This is a genomic window from Noviherbaspirillum sedimenti (genome assembly GCF_003590835.1).
Lineage (GTDB): Bacteria > Pseudomonadota > Gammaproteobacteria > Burkholderiales > Burkholderiaceae_D > Paucimonas > Paucimonas sedimenti.
Window position 1 is genome coordinate 4,386,436 of sequence record NZ_QYUQ01000002.1, and the last position, 22,686, is coordinate 4,409,121.

General features: G+C 59.8%; 24 protein-coding genes. 21 read left to right on the plus strand and 3 right to left on the minus strand.

Going from position 1 to position 22,686, the window contains the following annotated elements:
• Positions 1-28: 28 nt before the first annotated feature.
• From D3878_RS20345 to D3878_RS20365, 5 genes are read left to right on the plus strand one after another with little or no spacing between them, the layout of a single operon-like run.
• Entirely contained in the window at positions 29-901 is an 873-nt protein-coding gene (locus D3878_RS20345) for a branched-chain amino acid ABC transporter permease (RefSeq protein ID WP_119787139.1), read from the plus strand.
• A 14-nt stretch (positions 902-915) separates the two neighbouring features.
• Positions 916-2,703 carry a branched-chain amino acid ABC transporter ATP-binding protein/permease gene (locus tag D3878_RS20350; RefSeq protein WP_119787140.1) on the plus strand — a complete coding sequence of 596 codons (1,788 nt, stop codon included), beginning with the start codon at positions 916-918 and terminating at the stop codon, positions 2,701-2,703.
• Positions 2,687-3,391, plus strand: coding sequence for an ABC transporter ATP-binding protein (locus D3878_RS20355; RefSeq protein WP_119788038.1), 705 nt, complete (start codon positions 2,687-2,689; stop codon positions 3,389-3,391). The genes D3878_RS20350 and D3878_RS20355 overlap by 17 nt, the downstream gene beginning before the upstream one ends.
• A gap of 33 nt (positions 3,392-3,424) precedes the next feature.
• The gene (locus D3878_RS20360; RefSeq protein ID WP_119787141.1) at positions 3,425-4,426 is read left to right on the plus strand and encodes an NAD(P)H-quinone oxidoreductase; all 1,002 of its coding nucleotides are present in this window, start codon (positions 3,425-3,427) and stop codon (positions 4,424-4,426) included.
• The gene (locus D3878_RS20365) at positions 4,413-5,177 is read left to right on the plus strand and encodes an SDR family oxidoreductase (protein ID WP_119787142.1); all 765 of its coding nucleotides are present in this window, start codon (positions 4,413-4,415) and stop codon (positions 5,175-5,177) included. The genes D3878_RS20360 and D3878_RS20365 overlap by 14 nt, the downstream gene beginning before the upstream one ends.
• A 25-nt stretch (positions 5,178-5,202) precedes the next feature.
• On the opposite strand, the gene D3878_RS23580 is transcribed toward D3878_RS20365, so the two are convergent.
• Positions 5,203-5,538, minus strand: a complete 336-nt coding sequence (locus D3878_RS23580; protein ID WP_147384049.1) for a hypothetical protein — start codon at positions 5,536-5,538, stop codon at positions 5,203-5,205.
• Positions 5,539-5,582: 44 nt separating this feature from the next.
• Here D3878_RS23580 and D3878_RS20370 point away from each other — a divergent pair, with 44 nt between their 5' ends.
• Together D3878_RS20370 and D3878_RS20375 are read left to right on the plus strand one after the other, a co-directional pair.
• A complete protein-coding gene (locus D3878_RS20370) occupies positions 5,583-6,749 on the plus strand; it encodes an efflux RND transporter periplasmic adaptor subunit (RefSeq protein ID WP_119787143.1) in 1,167 nt (388 codons plus the stop codon).
• Between the two features lie 9 nt (positions 6,750-6,758).
• A complete protein-coding gene (locus D3878_RS20375) occupies positions 6,759-9,842 on the plus strand; it encodes an efflux RND transporter permease subunit (RefSeq protein WP_119787144.1) in 3,084 nt (1,027 codons plus the stop codon).
• Between the two features lie 67 nt (positions 9,843-9,909).
• On the opposite strand, the gene D3878_RS20380 is transcribed toward D3878_RS20375, so the two are convergent.
• Positions 9,910-10,164 carry a hypothetical protein gene (locus tag D3878_RS20380; RefSeq protein WP_119787145.1) on the minus strand — a complete coding sequence of 85 codons (255 nt, stop codon included), beginning with the start codon at positions 10,162-10,164 and terminating at the stop codon, positions 9,910-9,912.
• A gap of 218 nt (positions 10,165-10,382) precedes the next feature.
• Here D3878_RS20380 and D3878_RS20385 point away from each other — a divergent pair, with 218 nt between their 5' ends.
• The 3 genes from D3878_RS20385 (at position 10,383) to D3878_RS20395 (ending at position 13,646) form a co-directional block, all read left to right on the plus strand.
• Positions 10,383-10,889 carry a hypothetical protein gene (locus tag D3878_RS20385; protein WP_119788039.1) on the plus strand — a complete coding sequence of 169 codons (507 nt, stop codon included), beginning with the start codon at positions 10,383-10,385 and terminating at the stop codon, positions 10,887-10,889.
• Between the two features lie 270 nt (positions 10,890-11,159).
• Positions 11,160-12,887, plus strand: a complete 1,728-nt coding sequence (locus D3878_RS20390; protein WP_158592341.1) for a sensor histidine kinase — start codon at positions 11,160-11,162, stop codon at positions 12,885-12,887.
• A 21-nt stretch (positions 12,888-12,908) separates the two neighbouring features.
• A complete protein-coding gene (locus D3878_RS20395; RefSeq protein WP_119787147.1) occupies positions 12,909-13,646 on the plus strand; it encodes a response regulator in 738 nt (245 codons plus the stop codon).
• Positions 13,647-13,684: 38 nt separating this feature from the next.
• On the opposite strand, the gene D3878_RS23930 is transcribed toward D3878_RS20395, so the two are convergent.
• Positions 13,685-13,855 carry a hypothetical protein gene (locus tag D3878_RS23930; RefSeq protein WP_158592342.1) on the minus strand — a complete coding sequence of 57 codons (171 nt, stop codon included), beginning with the start codon at positions 13,853-13,855 and terminating at the stop codon, positions 13,685-13,687.
• Positions 13,856-14,066: 211 nt separating this feature from the next.
• On the opposite strand from D3878_RS23930, the gene D3878_RS20400 reads away from it, so the two are divergent.
• The 11 genes from D3878_RS20400 to D3878_RS20450 all read left to right on the plus strand — a co-directional run bounded on the left by D3878_RS20400 (position 14,067) and on the right by D3878_RS20450 (position 22,676).
• Positions 14,067-14,243 (plus strand): Flp family type IVb pilin, encoded by a 177-nt coding sequence (locus tag D3878_RS20400; RefSeq protein ID WP_119788040.1) that lies wholly within the window; start codon positions 14,067-14,069, stop codon positions 14,241-14,243.
• 85 nt (positions 14,244-14,328) lie between these two features.
• A complete protein-coding gene (locus tag D3878_RS20405) occupies positions 14,329-14,526 on the plus strand; it encodes a Flp family type IVb pilin (RefSeq protein ID WP_119787148.1) in 198 nt (65 codons plus the stop codon).
• A 39-nt stretch (positions 14,527-14,565) separates the two neighbouring features.
• Positions 14,566-15,141 carry an A24 family peptidase gene (locus D3878_RS20410; RefSeq protein WP_119787149.1) on the plus strand — a complete coding sequence of 192 codons (576 nt, stop codon included), beginning with the start codon at positions 14,566-14,568 and terminating at the stop codon, positions 15,139-15,141.
• Positions 15,142-15,164: 23 nt separating this feature from the next.
• Positions 15,165-15,785, plus strand: coding sequence for a methyltransferase family protein (locus tag D3878_RS20415; protein ID WP_119788041.1), 621 nt, complete (start codon positions 15,165-15,167; stop codon positions 15,783-15,785).
• A gap of 113 nt (positions 15,786-15,898) precedes the next feature.
• On the plus strand, positions 15,899-17,164 hold the full coding sequence (locus D3878_RS20420) for an ATP-binding protein (RefSeq protein WP_233556406.1): 1,266 nt from the start codon (positions 15,899-15,901) through the stop codon (positions 17,162-17,164).
• A gap of 112 nt (positions 17,165-17,276) precedes the next feature.
• Positions 17,277-18,128, plus strand: a complete 852-nt coding sequence (gene cpaB / locus D3878_RS20425; RefSeq protein ID WP_119787150.1) for a Flp pilus assembly protein CpaB — start codon at positions 17,277-17,279, stop codon at positions 18,126-18,128.
• A gap of 25 nt (positions 18,129-18,153) precedes the next feature.
• The gene (locus D3878_RS20430; protein ID WP_119787151.1) at positions 18,154-19,776 is read left to right on the plus strand and encodes a type II and III secretion system protein family protein; all 1,623 of its coding nucleotides are present in this window, start codon (positions 18,154-18,156) and stop codon (positions 19,774-19,776) included.
• Between the two features lie 10 nt (positions 19,777-19,786).
• Positions 19,787-20,074, plus strand: coding sequence for a pilus assembly protein (locus D3878_RS20435; protein WP_119787152.1), 288 nt, complete (start codon positions 19,787-19,789; stop codon positions 20,072-20,074).
• Between the two features lie 32 nt (positions 20,075-20,106).
• Positions 20,107-21,657, plus strand: a complete 1,551-nt coding sequence (locus D3878_RS20440; protein ID WP_119787153.1) for a pilus assembly protein TadG-related protein — start codon at positions 20,107-20,109, stop codon at positions 21,655-21,657.
• 5 nt (positions 21,658-21,662) lie between these two features.
• A complete protein-coding gene (locus D3878_RS20445) occupies positions 21,663-22,157 on the plus strand; it encodes a TadE/TadG family type IV pilus assembly protein (RefSeq protein WP_119788043.1) in 495 nt (164 codons plus the stop codon).
• Positions 22,158-22,166: 9 nt separating this feature from the next.
• Positions 22,167-22,676 carry a TadE/TadG family type IV pilus assembly protein gene (locus tag D3878_RS20450; RefSeq protein WP_119787154.1) on the plus strand — a complete coding sequence of 170 codons (510 nt, stop codon included), beginning with the start codon at positions 22,167-22,169 and terminating at the stop codon, positions 22,674-22,676.
• The last annotated feature ends 10 nt before the right edge of the window (positions 22,677-22,686 follow it).

The following is a 22,686-nucleotide window of genomic DNA, read 5'->3' on the forward strand; positions in this document are numbered from 1 at the left end:
GGGTAGCGCGGCGAATCAAGGGGTAAATATGGAAATTTTCTTCCAGCTCGTCTTGAACGGCCTGCTGCTGGGCGGCGCTTACGCCATCATCAGCATCGGTCTGACGCTGATTTTTGGTGTCGTGCGCGTGGTTAACTTTGCGCATGGTGAACTTCTGATGATCGGCATGTACGCCGTTTATCTGGCTGCTACCCATCTGGGCTTGCATCCTTACCTTTCCGCCTTGCCGGTTGCGCTGCTGTTGTTTGCGGTCGGGGCGCTGCTGCAGCGCTTCATCATCCAGCCGCTGCTGAAGGCGGATCCGCACATCCAGATCTTCGCCACCGTCGGCGTGTCGACTGCGCTGCTCAACCTGGGCTTGCTCGTCTTCGGCGCCAATGTGGTGCGGGTCCAGACGGCAATCGGCAGCGGCAGTTTCCAGTTTGGCGAATTCACCATTGTGAGCGGCCAGCTGCTTACCTTCCTGGTTGCCATCGTCCTGGTTGGCGCACTGCACTGGTTCCTGGGTAACACCTATACCGGCCGCGCTTTCCGCGCCGTGTCTCAGCATCGCTATGCGGCATCGCTCATGGGGGTCAATGTCGACCGCATGTATGTGTATGCGTTCGGCTTGGGCGCCGCCTGCGTCGGTCTGGCCGCCGCATTGCTGTCAACGCAATATCCGGTGTTCCCGACAGTCGGCAGCTATTTCACCCTGACTGCGTTCGTTGTGGTCGTGCTCGGCGGCATGGGTAACCTTTACGGGGCTTTGGTCGGCGCCTTGCTGATCGGCCTGGTCGATAGCCTTGCGGGTTATTACATCGCGCCCGATCTCAAGGAAGTCGTCTACTTCATCATCTTCATCTTCATTCTGATCGTTCGTCCGACCGGCCTGTTCGGCCTGGGGCGAGGATCTGAATAAACGGAGTACGCACCATGATCCCGAATCTGCGTCATCCGCGGACCTACGTCAGCCTGCTGTGCCTGTCGCTGCTGATCCTGGTTCCGCTGGGCTTCAATTCTCCTTTCGTGTATCACCTGTTCGTGCTGATCTGCATCTACGGTGCCTTGTCGACCGCCTGGAACCTGGTCGGCGGCTTCGCCGGACAGCTGTCGCTGGGGCATGCTGTTTTCTATGGCGCCGGCAGCTATGCCGCGGTACTGCTGACCATCCATTACGGGGTTTCGCCCTGGATCGGCATGTTCGCGGGCGCGGCAGTGTCGGCTGTGCTGGCGCTGCTGATGAGTTACCCGACGATGCGCCTGCGCGGTCCATTCTTCGCCCTGGTGACGATCGCCGTGCTTGAAGTGGTCAAGCTGCTGGTGATTCATCAGGGAAGCTGGACCGGCGGTTCGGCGGGCCTGAGCGTGCCGCTGAACATCGGCTTCAAGTGGATGATTTTCCGCGAGAAGACATCTTATCTCCTGGTCGCTTTCGGCTTCCTGATGATGACCCTCTGGGTGTCGTGGTACATCCGCCAATCCAGGCTGGGCTTCTATCTCCTGGCGGTCCGCGAGCGCGAGGATGCGGCGCAGGCGGTCGGGGTGAACACGGTCCGGGTCAAGATCCTGATCGCCGTGCTGTCCGGCGTCCTGACCAGCCTGGTCGGCACCTTCCATGCGATGTACCTGACTTTCATCGAACCGTCCGCGGCGTTCTCGCTCGACCTGTCGATCCAGATCGCCATGTTCTCCCTCATCGGCGGCCTCGGCAGCATCGGCGGCCCGCTGGCTGGCACCGTGCTCGTGCTGCCGATCGCGGAACTTGCGCGCGGCTGGCTCAGCAGCCTGGGCAGCGGCACGCATGGCTTCATCTATGGCGTCATCCTGGTCGTCGTCGTGCTCACCATGCCGAAGGGGATCGTGGGTCAGTTCGGCCTGCGCATCCGGAACCGGGTGGACCGCTTGCCCTATCTCGGTCCGCGCCGCGAGCACAAGGTTGCGGTCCAGGCGCACAAGGTCCAGCGTCCGCCGGTCGGCCAGCCTATCCTGCAGGCCGCCAATCTGAATAAGCGCTTTGGCGGTCTGAAGGCAACCGATGACGTTTCGCTGACCCTGCATTCCGGAGAAATTCTCGGCGTCATCGGTCCGAACGGCGCTGGCAAGACTACTGTGTTCAACCAGCTATCCGGGTTTATCCGGCCCGACAGCGGCACGGTCCAGATCATGGACAACCAGGGTAACTGGGTGCAGCCGGGCTCGCCGAATGAGTTCGCCAGGGCGGGTGTCGGCCGGACTTTCCAGATCGCCCAGCCGTTTTCCGGTCTCAGCGTCCTGGAAAACATCATGCTCGGCGCCTTCCTTCATACCCGCAATCGGCTGGAGGCCGAGCAGATCGCCCGTGAAGTGGCCGAGATTACCGAGCTGACTTTGCTGCTGGATACCGAGGCCAAGAACATGACGGTGGGCGGCCTGAAACGGCTGGAAGTCGCACGGGCGCTGGCAACCCGTCCCAAGATCCTGCTGCTGGATGAAGTCATGGCAGGCCTGAATCCATCCGATGTCGACAAGGCGATCCTGATGGTGCGCAAGATTCGCGACTCCGGCGTCTCGGTGCTGCTGATCGAACACCTGATGCAGGCAACCATGGCGCTTTCCGACCGGGTCCTGGTGATCAACACCGGCCAGGTCCTGACCAGCGGACTTCCTGAAGAAGTCGTCAAAAACACCGAGGTCATCCAGGCCTATCTCGGGAAAGGGTATGAACATGCTCAACGTGCGTGATTTACGGGCAGGCTACGGCAAGAGCGAGGTATTGCGCGGTATTTCATTCGATGTCCATCCGGGCGAAGTGGTCACCATCGTCGGCGTCAATGGTGCGGGCAAAAGCACCACGCTGCGGGCGCTTTGCGGGGCGGTTCCCGCCTTGGCCGGCACGATCAGTTTCGATGGCGCCGACATTACCAACCGCTCGTCTGCCGAGATTGTGGAGCGCGGCTTGACAATGATTCCGGAAGGGCGGCAGCTGTTTCCGTTCCTGACCGTCAAGGACAACCTGTTGATGGGGTCCTACAAGAAATCTGCGCGTGCCGGTTTCGATGAGCGTTTAGACGAAGTGCTGCAAATGTTCCCGCGCGTCGCCGAGCGCCTGGATCAGTATGCCGGCTCGCTTTCGGGCGGCGAACAGCAGATGGTGGCGATTGCGCGCGGGATGATGGCTGCGCCGAAGCTGATCATCTTCGACGAACCTTCGCTGGGCTTGTCGCCCCTGCTGGTCGAAACGATGTTTGAAGTCGTTGAAAAGATCGCCGCACGCGGAATTACCGTGCTGCTCGTCGAGCAGAATGTGTTTCATACGCTGCAACTGGCCGATCGCGGCTACGTCCTTGAAAACGGCGAAATCTCGCTTACTGGCACCGGGCAGGAACTGCTCAGGAGCGACCACGTGCGCAAAGCCTATCTGGGCATGTAGCCGGTTAATCCAGCATAAAAGGGGAATACAGCAGTGAAGCGGATAACACATGGCGCAGGCGGCGGCATCGACGTCTTGCGTATTTCGGAGGACGATCGGCCGAGCCCGGGAGCGGGGGAGGTATTGATCGAGGTGCACTATGCCGGCGTCAACCGGCCCGACATCCAGCAGCGTTCGGGCAGCTATCCACCGCCGCCTGGCGCCTCGCCCTATCTGGGACTGGAGGTCTCGGGAACCATTGCCGCGCTTGGCCCGGGGGTGTCTAACAGGAAGGTCGGCGATCAAGTGTGCGCGCTGACGCCGGGAGGCGGATATGCCGAGTTCTGCCTGGTGGACGGGCGGCATTGCCTGCCGATTCCTGCCGGTTTGACCCTGTTGCAGGCAGCAGCGCTCCCGGAAAACTATTTCACCGTCTGGGCCAATGTATTCGACCGCGCGCAATTGCAGGACGGGATGTCTATCCTCGTTCACGGCGGCTCCAGCGGCATCGGCCTGACGGCGATCCAGCTGGCGCATGCCTTCGGCGCAAAAGTCTTTACAACAGCGGGCAGTGCGAAAAAGCTGGAGGCTTGCCTGGCAGCCGGAGCAAGCGCGGCCTTCAATTACCGTGAGGAGGATTTTGTCGAAGCCATCCTGCGCGAAACCGATGGACGCGGCGTGGATATCGTTCTGGATATGGTGGGCACGCCCTATGTCGAGCGGAATATCCAGTGCCTGGCTGTGGAGGGGTGTCTGTTGCAGATTTCGTTCCTGATGGGGAGCCATTTCTCATTCGACGCGACGCCGCTGATGCGCAAGCGACTGACCCTGACCGGTTCGACCCTGAGAGGGCGCACCGACCAGCAAAAGGCGGAAATCGCCCGCAATCTCAAGGCCAATGTCTGGCCATTGCTGGCGGCGGGCAAGTGCCTTCCCGTCATCGATTCTGTATTCTCCTTTGAACAGGCAGGAGAAGCACATGCGTTGATGGAAAGCAGCCAACATATAGGAAAAATCATGCTTGCAGTGAAAGGAGACCGCGATGCGGCACAATAAGAAAATCGCCCTGGTGACGGGCGGAAGCGGCGGGATCGGGGCCGCCATCGTCGATCGCTATCTCGCGGAAGGCGCGGCGGTCGCGATTGTCGACTACAACCAGGAGCTGGGACAGCAGCAGGCGCGCCGACTTTCTGAAAAAGGCGGACGCGTGCACTTCGTCGCCGCCGATGTTGCCGATTTTGATGCATGCGCCAACGCCTGTCGCGAGATCGAACAGGTGCTGGGGCCTGTCGATATTCTCGTGAATAACGCCGGCATTTCGCCCAAACATGACGGCCGCCCCATGCCGATCCATATGATGGATCCAAAGGAGTGGCTCCAGGTTGTCGGCGTCAACCTGAACGGGGCTTTCAATTTTTCCCGCCTGGTTACCGGCGGAATGATCGAGCGTAAATATGGCCGGATTGTTTCGATGTCCTCGGTAGCAGGCAAGGCTTATCTTGGCGATATCGTCGCGGCCCACTACAGTACAACCAAGGCCGCATTGATCGGTTTTACCCGGCATCTGGCGGGCGAGCTCGGCCCCTATGGCATCACGGTGAATGCCCTGGCGCCGGGCCGCATCGCCACGCCCCTGGTGCGCACCGTGTCCGAGGAAGCCAACCTTGGCGTGATCAACGACACGCCGCTGCGCCGTCTTGGCGAGCCGAGCGAGGTTGCGGATGTCTGCTGCTACCTTACTTCGCCGGACGCCAATTTTGTCACTGGCCAGGTAATCGACGTCGCCGGCGGATGGCTGATGACTTGATTTATTGATCCGGCCATTAAATGTCTCAACTCGGCGCGACCGTAGTGTACGGGCTGCGCCGCCGAAGGCGTGTTCGAGCGCGTCTAAGCGTTAAAGCAACGCATTCATCCACGAAGCCGTACGGTGCGAAGCTGTACGGCTTTTTTTGCGGCATGATTCGCGCAACATTGAGCGCGTATTGTTTTTTTACAGATGCGAACCATGGAGCAACTGGCAGTTCGCTTCTGTCTTGTCCTTCCTGGATGCCGGAATTGTGATCGATTCCTCCTAAAACCCCGGCAAACCGTATTTTTACTGCAACGGTTTTTGCTTGCGACAGTACCGTTCTCCCTATAATGTATTTTTTGGCAATTGCGCTCACATATTGCCGCGCGCCTTGCCGCACAATCGAGACGAATGCCGTCCATGAAAAAAGTCAAAACCACTCCACTGGCGGTGTCCCTGCTGAGCTTAGTCATCGTTTCGACGCTGGCATTCGCGCTGCTATCCACGCGCTCGAATGCCGCCGGCGACAAGCCAGCGCAGCAGCAAGCCAGGCCGGCGCTGACGGTCACCACCATCCAGCCCGCAGCGGCCAGCCTGCCGCTGCGCCTGGCCGCCAACGGCAATGTCGCCGCCTGGCAGGAAGCCATCATCGGCAGCGAAGCGACCGGCTTGCGGCTGGCCGAGGTGCGCGCCAACGTCGGCGATGAGGTCAAGGCGGGCCAGCTGCTGGCGCGCTTTGCCGCCGAGACGGTGCAGGCCGACGTCGCGCAAGCACTGGCCAGTCTTCGGGAAGCCGAAGCGCGCGTGCAGGAAGCCGCAGGCAACGCCGAGCGGGCGCGCGCCTTGCAGGCCTCCGGCGCCATGAGCCGGCAGGAAGTCAGCCAGCTGCTGACGGCGGAATTGACCGCGAAGGCGCGGGTCGAGGCGGCCAGGGCGACACTGCAGGTGCAGCAGTTGCGTCTGCAGCAAACCCGCGTGGTGGCGCCGGACGACGGTGTGATTTCATCGCGCAGCGCCACCGTCGGCGCAGTGGCCGGTAACGGCGCGGAATTGTTCCGCATGATCCGGCAGGGGCGGCTCGAATGGCGCGCCGAAGTGACTTCAGCGGAGTTGCCGCGCATCCGCCCCGGCAGCGTCGCGACAATCACTGCTGCCAATGGCACGCAGGTGCAAGGGACCGTGCGCATGGTGGCGCCGACCGTCGATGTGCAAAGCCGCACGGCCCTGGTGTATGTGGACTTGCCTCGCGCGCTGCCGTCACTGGCGCCGCAGGCACAGGTGCGGGCCGGCATGTTCGCCCGCGGCGAATTCAATCTGGGTGAAACTGCCGCGCTGACCGTGCCGCAGCAGGCGGTGGTGTTGCGCGACGGTTTCACTTATGTATTCCGCCTCAATCCCGATTCCCGCGTCAGTCAGCTGAAAGTGCGCACCGGCCGGCGATTTGGCGAGCAAGTAGAAGTGCTCGAAGGCATCAAGCCGCAGGATCAGCTGGTGGCCAGCGGCGCCGGATTCCTTAACGAAGGCGACCTGGTCAAGGTGGTGCCGGCCGCAGTCCAGCCCGCCGCAGTCCAGCCCGCCGCGCGCTAGGGAGATCGCGTGAATTTTTCCGCCCTCTCGATCAGGAATCCGATCCCGGCGATCATGCTGTTCGTGCTGCTCGGATTGGCCGGGCTGCTGGCCTTCAAGGCAAACCCGGTGCAGGATTTTCCGGATATCGAGCTGCCGGTGGTGACGGTGACGGCGAGCTTGCCGGGCGCGGCGCCGGCGCAGCTGGAGACGGAAGTTGCGCGCAAGCTGGAGGATTCGATCGCCACGCTGCAGGGCGTCAAGAATATCTATTCCCGCATCCTCGATGGCTTGGTAGTGGTGACGGTCGAGTTCATTCTCGAAAAACAGATATCCGAAGCGGTCAACGAGGTGCGCGACGCGGTGGCGCGGGTGCGCGCCGACCTGCCGAGCGACTTGCGCGACCCCGCAGTGACCAAGACTTCGACCTCCGGGCGGGTGGTGCTGACCTTCGCCGCCGCCGCCGCGCAGGAGGCCGTCGCGGGCAGCCGCCTCGACCAGCAGGAACTGAGCTGGTTCGTCGATAACACCGTCTCCAAGCGTCTGTTGGCCGTGCCGGGCGTGGGGGCGGTCAAGCGCATGGGCGGCGTCTCGCGCGAGGTGCGGGTGGAACTCGACGCGGCGCGGATGGCGGCCCTGAACGTGTCGGCGCTGGATGTGTCGCGCCTGCTGCGGCTGGTGCAGCAGGAGGCGCCCGGCGGGCGCGGCGACGTCAGCGGCGCCGAACAATCGGTGCGCACCATCGCCACCGTGCGCACCGCAGCCGAACTGGCGCTGCTCGAGATCCCCTTGGCGACCGGCCGCACGATCCGCCTCGACCAGATTGCCAGCGTCACCGATACGGTCGCCGAGCCGCGCGCGCTCGCCACGCAGGACGGCAAGCCAGTGGCTGGCTTCGAAATCTTCCGCACCAAGGGCGCTTCGGAAGTGGCGGTGGCCGAGGGCGCACGTGCGGCCTTGGCGGAATTGCAGGCGGCGCATCCAGATATTGTGCTGCGCCAGGTGATCGACAATGCCGCACCGGTGGCGGAAAACTTTCAAGGTTCGATGGAGCTGCTGTACGAAGGGGCGCTGCTGGCGGTGCTGGTGGTGTGGTGGTTCCTGCGCGACTGGCGCGCCACGCTGGTGGCGGCTGCCGCCTTGCCGCTATCGGTGATTCCGACTTTTCTTGGCATTTATTACTTCGGCTATACCTTGAATACCGTGACGCTGCTGTCGCTGGCGCTGGTGGTCGGCGTGCTGGTGGACGATGCCATCGTCGAGATCGAAAACATTGCGCGGCATCTGCGCATGGGCAAGACGCCGATGCAGGCGGCGCTGGAAGCGGCCGACGAGATCGGCTTGGCGGTGATTGCCACTACCTTCGCGCTGGTGGCGGTGTTCCTGCCGACGGCTTTCATGGGCGGCGTGCCCGGGCTGTTTTTCAAGCAGTTCGGCTGGACCGCGGTACTGGCGATCCTGGCCTCGCTGGTGGTGGCGCGCCTGCTCACGCCGATGATGGCGGCGTACCTGTTGAAGCCGGTCGCGCATGCCGAACATGGCGATGGCTGGATCATGCGGCGTTACTTGGCGGTCATGCAATGGTGCCTGCGTCACCGGCTGGTGACGGCGATTGCCTCGGCGCTGTTTTTCATCGGCTCGCTGGCGCTGGTGCCGCTTTTGCCGACCGGTTTCGTGCCGCCAGCCGACCGCGCGCAAACCCAGATCAACATCGAGCTGCCGCCGGGCAGCACGCTGGCGGAAACCGCCGCCACGGCCGAGCGGGTGCGGCTGGCGGCGATGCAGGTCGCTGGCATCAAGGGCATCTTCAGCTCGATTGGCGGCGGCTCCAGCGGCGACGCCTTCGCGCCAGGGGCGGCGGCCGAGGCGCGGCGCGCGGTACTGACGCTGACCACCGCGCACCGCGGCGAACGCAGCGAATCGCTGCAGCAGATCGAGGCGGGCATCCGGGCGCGGCTGGCGGAGATTCCGGGAGCGCGCTTCACGGTCGGCCCGCCGGATACCGGCGTCAAGATGCAACTGGTGTTGCGCAGCGAAGACCCGTTGGCGCTGGCGGAAGTGGCGCGCCGCGTCGAGCGCGAATTGCGCACCCTGCAGGGAATCGGCAATGTGAATTCCAGCGCGGCGCTGGTGCGCCCGGAAATCATCGTGCGCCCGGACTTCGCCCGCGCCGCCGACCTGGGCGTGACGGCGGCCGCCATCGGTGAGACGGTGCGCGTGGCCACCGCCGGCGACTATGACATCAACCTGCCGAAGCTGAACCTGTCGGAGCGCCAGGTGCCGATCCGGGTCAAGCTGCCGGATGCGGTGCGTGCCGACCTGGCGGCCATCGAGCGCCTCACCGTGCCGGGCAAAAACGGCCCCGTGATGCTGGCCAATGTCGCCAGCGTCACGATGGATAGCGGCCCGGCGCAGATCGACCGTCTGAACCGCAGCCGCAACGTCATCCTGGAAGTGGAATTGGGCACGCGCGCGCTGGGTGAATTGAATGCCGAGGCGCGCGCGCTACCGTCGATGCAGAACCTGCCGCCGGCAGTGCGGATCGCCGAACTCGGCGACGCCCAGGAAATGCAGGCGCTGTTCGCCAGCTTCGGCACCGCCATGCTGATCGGCGTGCTGTGCATTTATGGCGTGCTGGTGCTGCTGTTCAAGGATTTCATGCAGCCGGTGACGATCCTGGCGGCGCTGCCGCTGTCGATTGGCGGCGCCTTCGTGGCGCTGCTGTTGACCGGCAATGCCTTGTCGATGCCGTCGATGATCGGCCTGATCATGCTGATGGGGATCGTCACCAAGAACTCGATCCTGCTGGTGGATTACGCGATCCTGGCGCGCCGCAAGGGCATGGGGCGCTTCGCGGCGCTGGTCGACGCCTGCCACAAGCGCAGCCGGCCGATCGTCATGACGACGATTGCCATGGGCGCCGGCATGTTGCCGCTGGCGCTGGGCTGGGGCGCCGACCCCAGCTTCCGCGCGCCGATGGCGAGCGCCGTGATCGGTGGCCTGATCACCTCGACCCTCCTGAGTCTGCTGGTGGTGCCGGCGGTGTTTACCTACATCGACGACTTGCAGGGCTGGCTACGCCGGCGATTTTTACCGCGAGCGCACGTAGACTGACACATCGCTGCTGTTGCCAAGTGCAGTTTGCCTATATTCGCCGGTCGCGCCAACCGTCAATCTCTGATCAGGAATGCATTCTGTTAGCGCTGCTTTGACCGAATCTGGCGCGCTTGAAAATTCGGCTCAGCGCAAAGCCGAGCCGGTCCTTCAGGGGCAGCGGCAGATTGGCCGGGCGCGGCGGACGAGCGGCTTCGCCGAACAGCAGCAGGTCTTCATAACGCATTGTGGCGGTGCCCAGATCCGGATAGATATCGCGTATCCATTTTCCCCAGGCGGTGGAATAGCTCCATACCTCATAACGACAACGGTGCATGCTCATTTCTCCCTGCTACTTTGTTATTCGCGTTCATGGCGATTTGCCACAGCGTGGCAAAATCTGCGTTATGAATAGTTATGCTATTGTTACCAGCGCGCTGCACTATGAGATTGCGCAAATTCATCATGCAGGAAGCTAAGGCGCGGCAGCGCCATTTGACCGGACTCGCATGCGCACATGGACACGATGCTGAAACAGCCAATTTTCAGGGGGATAACACCATGCATGCCAAGTTCCGAAAATTGTTGTTGCTGGCGGCGGGCATGCTGCTGTTCGCCTGCGACCAGAATGGCAAGCCGATCGAGGAGGCTGGATTGAACAAGCTGGGCAAGGGTGTTTCATCCGAAGCCGATGTGCGCATGGTCATGGGGAAGCCGGACACCGTATGGGAAGACGATGACGGCACCCGCACGCTTGAATATCCCAAGGGGCCGGAAGGGGCGCGCACCTGGATGTTTACCATCGACCGCTTCGGCAAGCTGCAGGATTATCGGCAAGCGCTCACCGCCGAGAATTTCGCCCGCATCCAGCCCGGTCTGAGTCGCGACGAGGTGCGCCGTATGCTTGGCAGGCCAGGCAGCGTGGTGCAATTCAAACGCAAGAACGAAGAAGTATGGGATTGGCGCTTCCTGGATGGCGTCGACACCAAGATGTTCAATGTGCATTTCGATATCGGCAGCGGCAAAGTCACGCAGACTTCTATCTCGGAAATTCACTTCGGCGGTTGAACCTACGGCCTTTGCCGACCTTTCGCTTCCCCTTTCAAATCTGCCATTCCGGCAGGGCGACTGCTGCGCAGTCGCGCCTCATGATGCCCAAACATTGATGTCAAATAAGTTTCTCAATATTAAAGAATATTGTTAGGAACTAAATTTCACGTAGGCATGAGTGAGATCAATTTCTCATAGTGCATAAAAGCGTCTACTTCTCACTGGGAGGAGGTTCCATGAATTCATGCGCTTTCTGATTTGGCGCAAATTTCATGGGACATGGGTTCGATGATGGAATTTGATACACCGGATAGTGAGCGCAAGCGCATCATGGTCAATGACAGTCGCGACACAAATGGAAAAAGCGCTTTCGGCCTGGCTGACGCCGGCGTCGAGGCAAGAATGGTCTGTGGCATCCGGCTGATGCTGGCCGTTTCGGCATTGCCGATGATCTGGGTCAATCCGGCTGGCTTGGCCGGTTTTTCGGAGTATGCCTTGCTGCCTGTTGGCGGCTACGCCATTTACAGCGCGGCGCTTGGCGTTTTTGTCATTCTGCGAAAACATTTCATCGTCAACAAGCGCATCCACTGGATCGATCTTGGCTGGTATGCATTGATCGTTTTTTATACGGGCGGCGTCAACAGTATTTTCTTCCTATTTTTCTTTTTCCCCATCTTGACTGCATCGTTTCATTGGGGGTTCGAGGAAGGGGCGCGGATCGCCATTGCGGCTGCGGCATTATTCATGGCCATTGAACTGTTTGTGCCGGATAGCGCCGAATTGCCGAGGCTGTTGCTGTGCACGACATTTTTGCTGGCGTTCGGCTACTTGTGCGCAAAATGGGGCGAGTCAAAAGTCGCGTCAGGGCGGCGGCTGGCGCTGCTGCGCGACGTCAGCCGCCTGTCCAATCCCCGCTTCGGCGTCGACCATACGATTACCAATGTCCTGGCCAGGATACGGGATTTTTTCCAGGGCAGCAGTTGCATCCTGGTGACGCGCGACGGCGATGCTGCAGTGTACGCGTTGCGCAGGGTGGGCGATGGCAATGCAAAGACTTCCACACTCGCAGAGAAAATCATGGCCGAAGCGGCGGCGCCGCTCATGGAGTTATCGCAGGCGAAAATCATCGCGTTTTCCCGGCCGAGCCGGACTGCCGTCTCGTTGTTCGGCTGCGCAGACGCCTACGATGTCAGCAAGGAAGCCTGGGAGACCTATGATCTTCGGCCCAGTCAAAAAGTGGCTAATTTGCTGGAGGCGGAATCGTACGTGAGCGTCCCGATACTCCTGAAAAATGGCGAAGGGCGGATTTACGTGACGTCCTCCCGCCGTGCCTTCAACAAGGCCGATGCGCTTTTCCTCAATCACGTGGTGGTGCAGGCATTCCCCGTCATCGAGAACATCGAGCTGCTTGACCGCATTGCCTCGCATGCCGCGCTGCGCGAGCGCCAAAGGTTCGCCTGGGACTTCCACGATACCGCCATCCAGCCCTATGTCGGCCTGAAGATGGGCTTGAGCGCCCTGCGCAACAAGGCCACAGAAGATAATCCGCTGATTCCGGAACTGGACAGACTGTTGCTCATGGCCGGGCAAGTCATTGGCGAATTGCGCGATTACGCCGGGATGGTCAAGTCCGGCGCGGGGGTGACCGAGCCTGTCTATCTGCTCTCGCTGCGAAGGCAGGCAACCCAGACCAGAGAATTCTACGGCGTCGATATCACAGTCAACGCAGGCAATGGCGTTGGTATCAGCGATCGCCTGGCGGCGGAAGTGCTGCAGATTGCCAGGGAAGGCATCAGCAATATTTGCAGGCATACGACCGCGCGGCGTGGTGCGATCGATATTCAGGCCGCAAACGGATGGCTTGCCATCCGGATCGAAAACGAAAGCGTCGGGGCACCGTCGCAGAAATTCATGCCGCGCTCCATCATGGAACGAACCGCTGCGCTCGGCGGCAATGTGATTGTGGAGCAGGATGTCAAATCCGGGACGTGCGTGCATGTCGAAATTCCGATTTGAAGGAATTTGAGGGAGCGAGCAATGAACTTGAATAAAAAACCAATACGCGTATTGCTGGTTGATGATCACCAGACGATGCTATGGGGTTTGGGGAAATTGATCGAGGGCGAAAATCCCAGGATGGAAGTCGTCGGCACGGCCAGCAATTGCGAAGAAGCCCGTGACAAGGCAGGCACGCTGATGCCGGACGTGATTCTGCTTGACCTCGATCTGGAAGGGAGAAGTTCGCTCGACTATCTCCCCGCCATGCTGGCCAATGGCGTGTCGCGCGCCCTGATATTGACGGCGGAACGCCAGCAAGCCATCCTGGACCAGGCCGTCCAGCACGGCGCACGCGGCGTGCTGCACAAGATCGCATCCGCCGAACAGGTATTGAAAGCCATCGAAAAGGTGCATCAGGGCGAATTGTGGATTGAAAATGAAATGCTCAGTCGCGTCCTTGGGAAATTCATGAGTCCGGCGACGAAGAGCGCCCCCGACCCGGAAATGGCCAGGATCGCGCAACTGACCCTCAAGGAGCGCAAGATCATCGATACCATCGTCCGTGAAAGCGGGGCATCCAACAAGGTGATTGCGCAGCGGCTTTTCATCTCGGAGCATACCTTGCGCAATCACCTGACCTCGATTTATCAAAAACTCGACCTGAGCAATCGGCTGGAGCTGTATGTTTACGCCGTCAAGCATGCCCTGGACAGTGCCCGCCAGGAGCCGCGGCCAGGCGACAAGCGCCGCGACGCCCGCGAGCCGTCCGTGGCCTAGTAAGCCGCCCTGGCGAAATAGGCTTTAGTACAAAAGTCCTACTCGCCACCGCGAAAAGCAGTCGTTTCGTACTCAAAGAAAAAGGACATTTTTCCGATGTCTGGCAATGCCAGAGCCCCTATAGTTGATTCATCAGCGCGGATGTTGTTGCCGACTGAGACAAGCCAGGCAAAGCGGTAAAAAAACATCTGGAGCGAAGTCTGCGTCATTGCGTTACTTCAGTTGGCAAGGGCACTTGGCTTGTTCCAATTCCTCGCTGGAAAGACGGGAATTGGTTGTCTGAATACAGTGGGAGGTTTCCGGGATTGTGGTCCCGCAAGGTTGCAGCACCGGTCAACAATAAAATCCACCGAGCAGAGCCTGTAGTAAGAACCTTAAGTAATGTTGAATTTTAATCTTAAATCTGAAAAGGAAATCACCATGAACTTCATCAAGAATTTTCTGCGGGAAGAAGACGGCGTAACGGCTATCGAATACGGTCTGATTGCGGCGCTGATTGCTATAGTCATCATCGCGTCCGTAGATGCGGTCGGCGATGCTCTCATCGTTGTTTTCGACAACGTCGAAACCGCATTAACCACCGGCGCCGCCCCTTAAGCAGACGGACGTCGCAGCTTAAAGATGTTCCCGGTAGATTTCTCTGCCGGGAACATTGTTCAAGAACCTGAAAAGCGAGTAAAAAATGCGACTTCATCGCCTGCGCAACCTGGTAGCTTCCGAAGATGCGGTCACCGCGATTGAATATGCCTTGTTGGCCGCATTGATCGCAGTGGTGATTCTGGGCTCTGTAACACTGGTTGGCAGCAGGACCCTTGACCTGTACCAGAGAGTTTCAAATTGTGTCGACTTCGCTGTGACCGGTAACGGCAATTGTTCCTGAAAACGCTATCCAAACATCTTTCGTAAAACCGGGACCCCTATGACCCAGCACGGATTATTTCATCTTGGCGGCTTCTCCATCGAAGTCAACGCGGCCATTTTGATTACGCTGCTCGGCGTTGCGTCATGCTTCGACATCAAGTCGAGGCGGATTCCCAACTGGCTGGTGGCTGCCGGACTGGTATTCAGCCTCGGCGCCCATGCTTTCCTCGGCAACGGCGGTTTCTCTGCGTGGGCCCTGGGTCTCCTGGTCGGATTCGGCCTGTTTCTTCCCCTCTATGTGGTGCGCGCCATGGGCGCGGGCGATGTGAAGTTGATGGGCATGGTCGGCGCCTTTCTCGGGCCCGCCTCAGCCGCTGGTGCCGTACTGACGACCCTCGTCGCAGGTGGAGTTCTCGCCATCGCCGTGGCGCTGTGGAGCGGCGCTTTACGGAACACCCTGGCAAACGTGCGATCCCTGATGATTCAAACGATGTTCAGGACCTTGCATGGCGGCAGCGTGCGGATAGAAGCGCTGCCGGCTTCAGCGGGCAAGCTTCCCTACGCTGTTGCTATCGCAGCTGGTACTTTTATTCACCTGCTTCTGATACGCAGCGGCCATGCGCTGTTCGCATGAACAGGCACGCAAAGGATATCGACATGAAACAACAATTGCAATTACCCGATTCGGCGGCGATTCACCTGCTGCTCGGATGCGTCATGGCAGCGCTGTGGGGATTGTTCGCCTATCGCCATATGCTTGCGTTTCATAACACCGGTGACTGGTCTTATTTGATGGTGTGTATTTCAGAAACGCTCACCGCAACGTTTTTTGTATTCCGCAGCGCGCCGGCGACGGTTTCAGCGGATCCGCTGGATTGGCTTTTTGCCTTGGCGGGAACCTTCACGCCGCTTTTCTTTGCGCCCGCGTCATGGGGGCTGCTGCCAGCGGCCAAGGCGCTCGTTTTTGTCGGCATCGGGATGCAAATTTTTGGCCTGCTCTCGCTAAATCGCAGCTTTGCGCTGGTCGCCGCAAAGCGAAAGATCAAGACCAGGGGAATGTACCGCTTGGTGCGCCATCCGCTGTACGCGAGTTACTGGGTGATCTTCACTGGATACATCCTGGCAAACACGACATGGATGAACTTTGTTCTCTACGTCATGACGATGGGGTTCCTGTTTGTCCGCCTGGTACGGGAAGAGAAACACCTAGCCCTCGACCCGGCGTATGGCCAGTACATGCAACAAGTGCGTTACCGCGTCATTCCATTCGTATTTTGATGATCATCGTACCGACCATCGAAACCCCTGCCAATGCGACTACGAGGGATTTGAACATGCTTACAAGTCAAACAGAAAGCAAGGTAATAAGCCTTGATTCAGCCTCTACATTATTGCCCCGCGCGCCACGCACCCCGGAGGAAACCGGCCTGCCGTTTTTGTTCCTGGTCGAATTGGTCTCTAAAGTGCTGTTCCTGCGCGGGCAGGTGGGACTCGTCGAGCTTTCCGCGCATCTCAAACTGACTGTCGGCGTGCTAGATCCGCTGATCGTCTTCATGCGCGCCGAGAAGCTTTGCGAAGTCACCCGCCGTGGCGGCAGCGGTACCGACGCTGACCTTACTTACAACCTCACTGATCTTGGCCGTACCCGGGCAACGGAGTTCATGAGCCGCAACGCCTATGCCGGCCCGGCGCCGGTAACCCTTGCCGCTTACTGCGCACAGGTCGAAGCACAAAGCGTGGCGCAGATGCACATCATGCGCGAGGACATGGCGAACGAATTCGCCGACATCGTGGTCAGTCCGATCGTGCTTGAGCAACTAGGCACGGCCATGAATTCCGGACGAGCCATTTTCGTTCATGGCCCGGCGGGCAGCGGCAAGACTTACCTGGCCGAGCGCCTGGCGGGCCTGTTGCATGGCGATATATTGGTGCCGCATGCCATCGTGGTCGATGGCGAAGTAGTGCAAGTCCATGATCCCGTCGTGCATCCACCGGTTGATGGCATGGCAGAACAGGCGGATGTGTTTGATAAGCGCATGCTGCTTGACGCCCGCTGGCTGCGGACCAGGCGTCCGGCTGTTCTGACAGGCGGCGAGCTCACGCTCGACATGCTTGACCTGCAGTTTGATCCAGGCACACGCTTTTATCAGGCGCCGCCACATCTCAAGGCCAACGGTGGAATCTTCATCATCGACGACCTTGGACGACAACGCTGCTCCCCGGCCGAACTGATGAACCGCTGGATCGTCCCGATGGACCGTCGCGTGGATTTCCTGTCGCTGCACACCGGTTACAAGTTCCTGGTGCCCTTCGATGTCATCGTGGTGTTTTCTTCCAACTTCCCGCCTGAACAGCTTGCCGATGGTTCCTTCCTGCGGCGGCTTGGCTACAAGATCCACGTCGGGCCGCTTACGGAAGCGCAATATGAACGCATATTCCGTCAGGTGTGCAAACAATTTGAAGTACCTTACTCTGACGATGCCTTCCACTACCTGGTGCACCAACACCATTATCAGGAAGAGCGTGCGCTGCTTGCCTGCTATCCGCGTGACATCCTTGCACAGGTTCGCGATCTTGCGCTGTACGAGGGCAGGGCGCCGAGTCTCGACCAAAGGGTGCTGGATTGGGCATGGAACAACTACTTCATCGGCGCCTGACGCCGATGCCATAAAAGAAGGAAGCAGGAGCGGGAGCGGGAGCAACGGTGGCAGGTCGCCAATGACAGGGCCGGCGTAAAACGAACATGTCGGGCCAATTAGGGGAAATCAAATGAGAAATACGCGTGCTTGGATAATGATGGTGGTGGCGATCGTCGTCGCATTCGGGGCAGTCATCGTGGCGGCCCGCTGGATCAATGCTCAAGCCTCCGGAACCACCAACAAGGTGGCGGTCGCCCTCGTAGATATCAGTCTCGGCGCCAGGCTGAGCCCGGAAATGGTCCGCATGGTCGACTGGCCCTCGAGCGCCATGCCGCCCGGCGCATTCACCGATGCCAAGCTGGTCGAAACGCGCGTTGCGCGCACCAGCATCCAGCTTGGCGAACCCATCATGGAAGGCAAGCTTGCGCCACCCGGAACCAAGGGCGGACTGTCCGCCGTGGTCGCGGATGGCAAGCGCGCCATGACCGTGCGCGTCAACGATGTGGTCGGCGTAGCCGGGTTCGCCTTGCCCGGCAATTTCGTCGACATCCTGGTCAATACCCAGGAAGAGGGAGCGAAAAACAATGCCAACAAGGACCTGAGCATTTCCAAGATCGTGCTCGAGCGCATTCTGGTGCTGGCCGTTGCCCAGGAATCGAGCCGCGACGAAACCAAGCCCAAGGTGGTCAATGCCGTAACCCTCGAACTCACGCCAGATCAGGCGGAAAAACTGGATCTGGCGCGTAGCGTCGGCACCCTCTCGCTGGTTTTGCGGAACCAGATCGACCCGAATCCGGTGAACACGGAAGGCGCGACCAAGACAACGCTGCTCGATGTAAAGGCAGTCCCCGTGGCAGTCCCCGCGCCGGCCGCCAAACCTGCCAAGGTGAAGCTGAAGCGCGCAGTCATCGTTCGCACGCCTGCCCCCGGATATCAAGTGGAGGTTATCAAAGGCCTGGACCGCAGCACCCAACAATTTTAAATAAGAATACCTAGGGAGGTAGCAAATGAGTACATTCTGCATCGGGGAAAAACCGGCTGTCTCGCGCATGGCGATCGCTGTGGCGGGCATGATAGTGACGGCATCACTGGCGCATGGCCAGGTAGCGGGGGAAGCCGGCGTGCTTGCCACAAAAAATAATCAAGCCAATGCGGCATCGAAGCCAGTCAAAGGCGCCGCCGTCAAACCCGCCGCTGTCAAGCCTGCGGATCTCAAGATCCAGTCGCCGATAACTCGATCCGGGTCATCCATGACTGGCAACGTGGAACTGGCGCCACAGATCAATCTTTCGGAAGGGAAGTCCACGCTGATGCGCCTGCCCCATCCCGCATCGCGTATGTCCGTAGGCGATGCGTCGATTGCCGATGTGATCCTGCTGAATCCAAGCGAGGTGTACATGCTCGGCAAATCGGTCGGCTCTACCAACCTGATCCTGTGGAACAAGAACAACGACGCGACCATCGTCGACATCTCCGTCGGCATCGATACCGTGGCGCTGCACGGGCGACTCGCCGAGCTTCTTGCCAGCGAGAAGGATATCAAGATCACGACTGCCGCGGATACCATTATCCTCTCCGGAACAGTTTCCGATGTGGTCAAGGCCGATCAGGTTCTGGCGCTAGCCAACGCCTATGTCCAGCGCAGCGCCCGCGGGGCGCAGGCCCGCGGCGCAGGGGCCGCTGCTCCGGCTGCTGGCGCTGCTCCGGGCGGTGCAGCGCCAGCAGCCGGCGGCGGCCAGGCTAATGTGCCCAAAGTCGTCAACATGCTGTCCATCGCCGCGCCGCAGCAGGTCATGCTGGAAGTGAAGGTGGCTGAAGTGTCCAAGACGCTGGTGGACCAGTTGGGCGCCAGCATCGGCGCCAGCAAAACGCGCGGAAGCTGGACTTATACCCTGCTTTCGAACCTGCTCAGCGGCAATCCCAGCCTTGTCGATGGCTTCAAGACGAACGGGAATTTCGCGACCCTGGATGCGCAAAAGCGCGACGGCCTGGTGAAGGTATTGGCTGAACCGACAATCATGGCGATCAGCGGGCAGGAAGCAAGCTTCCTGGCTGGCGGAAAAATCTTCATCCCGATTAGTCAAACCAATAATGGCGGCACGCCGACCATTACGCTGGAAGAAAAGGAATTCGGCGTTGCGGTGAAGTTCACCCCTACCGTTCTCGAAGGCGGCCGCATCAATCTCAAGGTGGCGCCCGAGGTTTCTGACCTGAACAAGGAAGGCGTGGGCATCACGGCAACGGGTGTCAGCACTACGGCGATCCTTCCTTCTTTCACCACACGCCGCGCGACCACCACAGTCCAGCTTTACGACGGCCAGAGCTTTGCCATCGGCGGCCTGATCAAGAACAACGTCACGGCCAACATCAAGGCGTTCCCGCTGTTGGGTGAAGTGCCAGTCCTTGGCGCGCTCTTTCGCAGCAGCGATTTCCAGACCGACAGATCGGAATTGGTGTTCATCATTACCCCGCATCTGGTCAAGCCGCTGCCGCCTGACTACAAGCTGCCGACCGACGCTTACATTCAGCCTAGCCGCGCCGAGTTTTTCCTGGGCGGCAAAATGGAAGGTTCGGCCCCGCCGGAAGAAATGATGCCAGCACAGCCTGCGACCGGCTTTGAACTCAAATAGGAGAGCAATCATGCATCGTACTCACTTTCGTACCGCAGGCGTGCCATGCGTGGCGTTATTGCTGCTGGCAGTTGCCGGCTGCGCATCGCAGACGCCGAATCTGGACCGGCATTTTGGCGAGGCCGTCAATCTGGTGAAAGCGCAGCAAACGATTAACCCCGACGCCTGGCGCAATGCCGATCCCGTCACAGGAATCGATGGCAAGGCGGGAAAGAGCGCTTATGACCAGTACCAGAAGTCATACAGGATGCCTGAGCCGCAGCCGAGTGCATTCACCATTGGGATTGGTGGCCGCTAAGTTAAGTGTGCCACGGACAAAAGGAGGTTGCGATGAGATCACCGTTTCGCTCACGACGTAGACAAAAAGGCGCGGTTGCCATCGTCTTCGGCTTAAGCGTTGTCACCTTGTTTGCGATGGGTGGCGTTGTGCTGGACCTCGGCCATCTGTATGTCGCCAAAGCGGAGCTGCAGAACGCGGCCGATGCCGCAGCGTTGGCGGGGGCGAAGGATCTCAACGAAACCCCCGCCGGCATCGACAGTGCTGTCCTTCAAGCGCAGGGCATAGCACAGAAAAACAAATACAACTTTTCCACAGACGTTACCCTCGCGCTAACGAATATTGAATTTGGCCCAAGCCCGGACGGTCCATGGTCCAGCGTTGGCGCCGCGAAAGCTAACCCGCAAGGCAAGACTTTTATCAAAGTGGATACCGGGGCGAAATATCTCAATACTTACCTGATGCGCGTCGCCGGCGCTGCCTTCAACACGGTAAATACATCCGGGTTCGCCGTCGCTGGCCGGTACGTCACTGACATCACGCCGATCGGGGTGTGCGCCGTTGATCCCGCGAATAAAACGGCAAAATACACCTACCCTACGACAGGTCAAACCGAACTGGTCGAATTCGGCTTCCGGCGCGGCGTGACTTACGATATTTTCGGCCTGAATCCGCTGGGCGGCGGCCCTTCTGATCCGTATCTGATTAACCCGGTTGACGCGCCGCCAGTTGGATGCAATCCCGCTCATTCCAGCGCCAACTTTACCGCGCCTTTCCTGTGCGGCGGGAACAGCGCCGTCATTTCGAGCGGCGTAGGTCAGGTGTATACCAACACCGGCTTGACGGCCTCTTTGGCAGAATCGCTCAATTCGCGTTTCGGTGACTATAAACCGTCTGGCAAGTGCATCCCAGCATCCGCTCCTCCGGATACGAACATCAGGGAATACCCTTGCAAGGGTCCTAGCAGCGATCCGCGATGCGTCAACACGACCCCCTCCTCTACCTGGATGGAGCCGGGTGGCAGCACTCTACCCAGCTGGCAGTCCGTGGAGGTAAACGCTGCAAAAAAGCCGAAATACCAGTTGCCCGCAGCCGGCCCGACGCCCGTTCCCAGTGCCGATCCTGCATTATTTGCTCAGTTCGCAAAATATGGAGTCCTGTGGTCCTATGGCCCGGCGTACCAGGCTGACGCCAGCACGCCACCGAAGGCCGGCGCTGCGTTCACGCCGCTAGAGGCTAATCTGAATCCGATGTACAACGCGACCGCCATTAACTACTTTGATACGGCCAACTATCCGGCGGCGGCGGGTGCTGGCTTTCCCGCTGGCACTCCCGCTGCGCCTTACAACCAAACAAGCGGACTTTACTTCCAGTCAGGTGGGGCAGCAGGCATACGCAATCGCCGCATCCTCAATATCGTCCTGGTGGATTGCCGCGTGCCTGCGGTCGGGTCGGCCTCTTGCGGTCGAATGGACGCGGTCGGCATCGGCAGATTCTTCATGCAGACGAAAGCCGACTTCACCTCGAGCCCTAAACGCCTGGACCTCGAGTTTGCCGGACTGATCAAGCCGGCTCCGAAGTCCGAGATCAAGATTTATCGGTGACCGACATGATCCTGCAACCATCCATCCCTTGCAAAAGACGTCCGGCACGCCAGCATGGCGCCGCCGTTATCGAATTCGCGTTGATCCTCGCCCTGCTGATCAGCCTGCTGGCTGGCATTTTCGAATTTGGCCGCGCCTTCTGGTATTACGATGCGCTCACCAAGGCCACGCGGGATGGGGCACGCGCAATGTCGGTCAGCGCCACGGCAGACATCGCCTCGGTCGGTGTTGGCCTTGCAAAAAAGGAAGTGGCGGACGCTGTGACAGCTGCGGGCGTACCGGATTTCACGGAAGGCAATGTCGCAGTGACCTGCCTAAATGATGCTTTCGATGACGCCGCTTGTACCGATGGCGCAACCCCGGGTGGCGTGCGGGTCCAGATCGTTGGCTACACGATGAGCATCGGTCAGTTCATTCCATTCCTGATCGGCGCAAGTTCTTCGTATTCGGCGACGCTTTCGCCGCACACCACGATGCGCTACATGCTGCCAGTTTTGTAAGAGAAAAAAATGCGAACCTTCCATCTGCCACCCGATAGTCAACGCGGCGCTGCTGCCGTCGAATTTGCGATTGTCTGCCTGCTGTTTTTCACCATCCTGTTCGCGATTCTTGAATTCGGTCGGATGCTCTACGTCTATAACACGATGCAGGAAGTGACCCGGCGCGCCGCGCGGGCAGCGGTCGTGCGCTGGATCGACCAGACGGCCTCCATCAAATCGATCGCCTTGTTCGGCGGCACATCGATTCCTGCTGGCGCCGAAGTGACAGCAGACAAAATCAATATTGCCTACTTGAATAAGGCTGGCGCTGTGGCCGCCCCGTTACCAGTCGACCCGGGCGACAACCTGTCAGCCTGCGGAGATGCTTTACGAACAGCCGAGTGCATCTACACCGTGCGCGTTTCCATCGACGGCGTGGCTTACAGTCCGATGGTCAGTCTGTTCAGTTTTCTGAACATCGCGCTGCCGACATCGGTTGTCACCATGCATGCAGAGAGCCTTGGATTTGAATCTAACTAAGCTACATCAC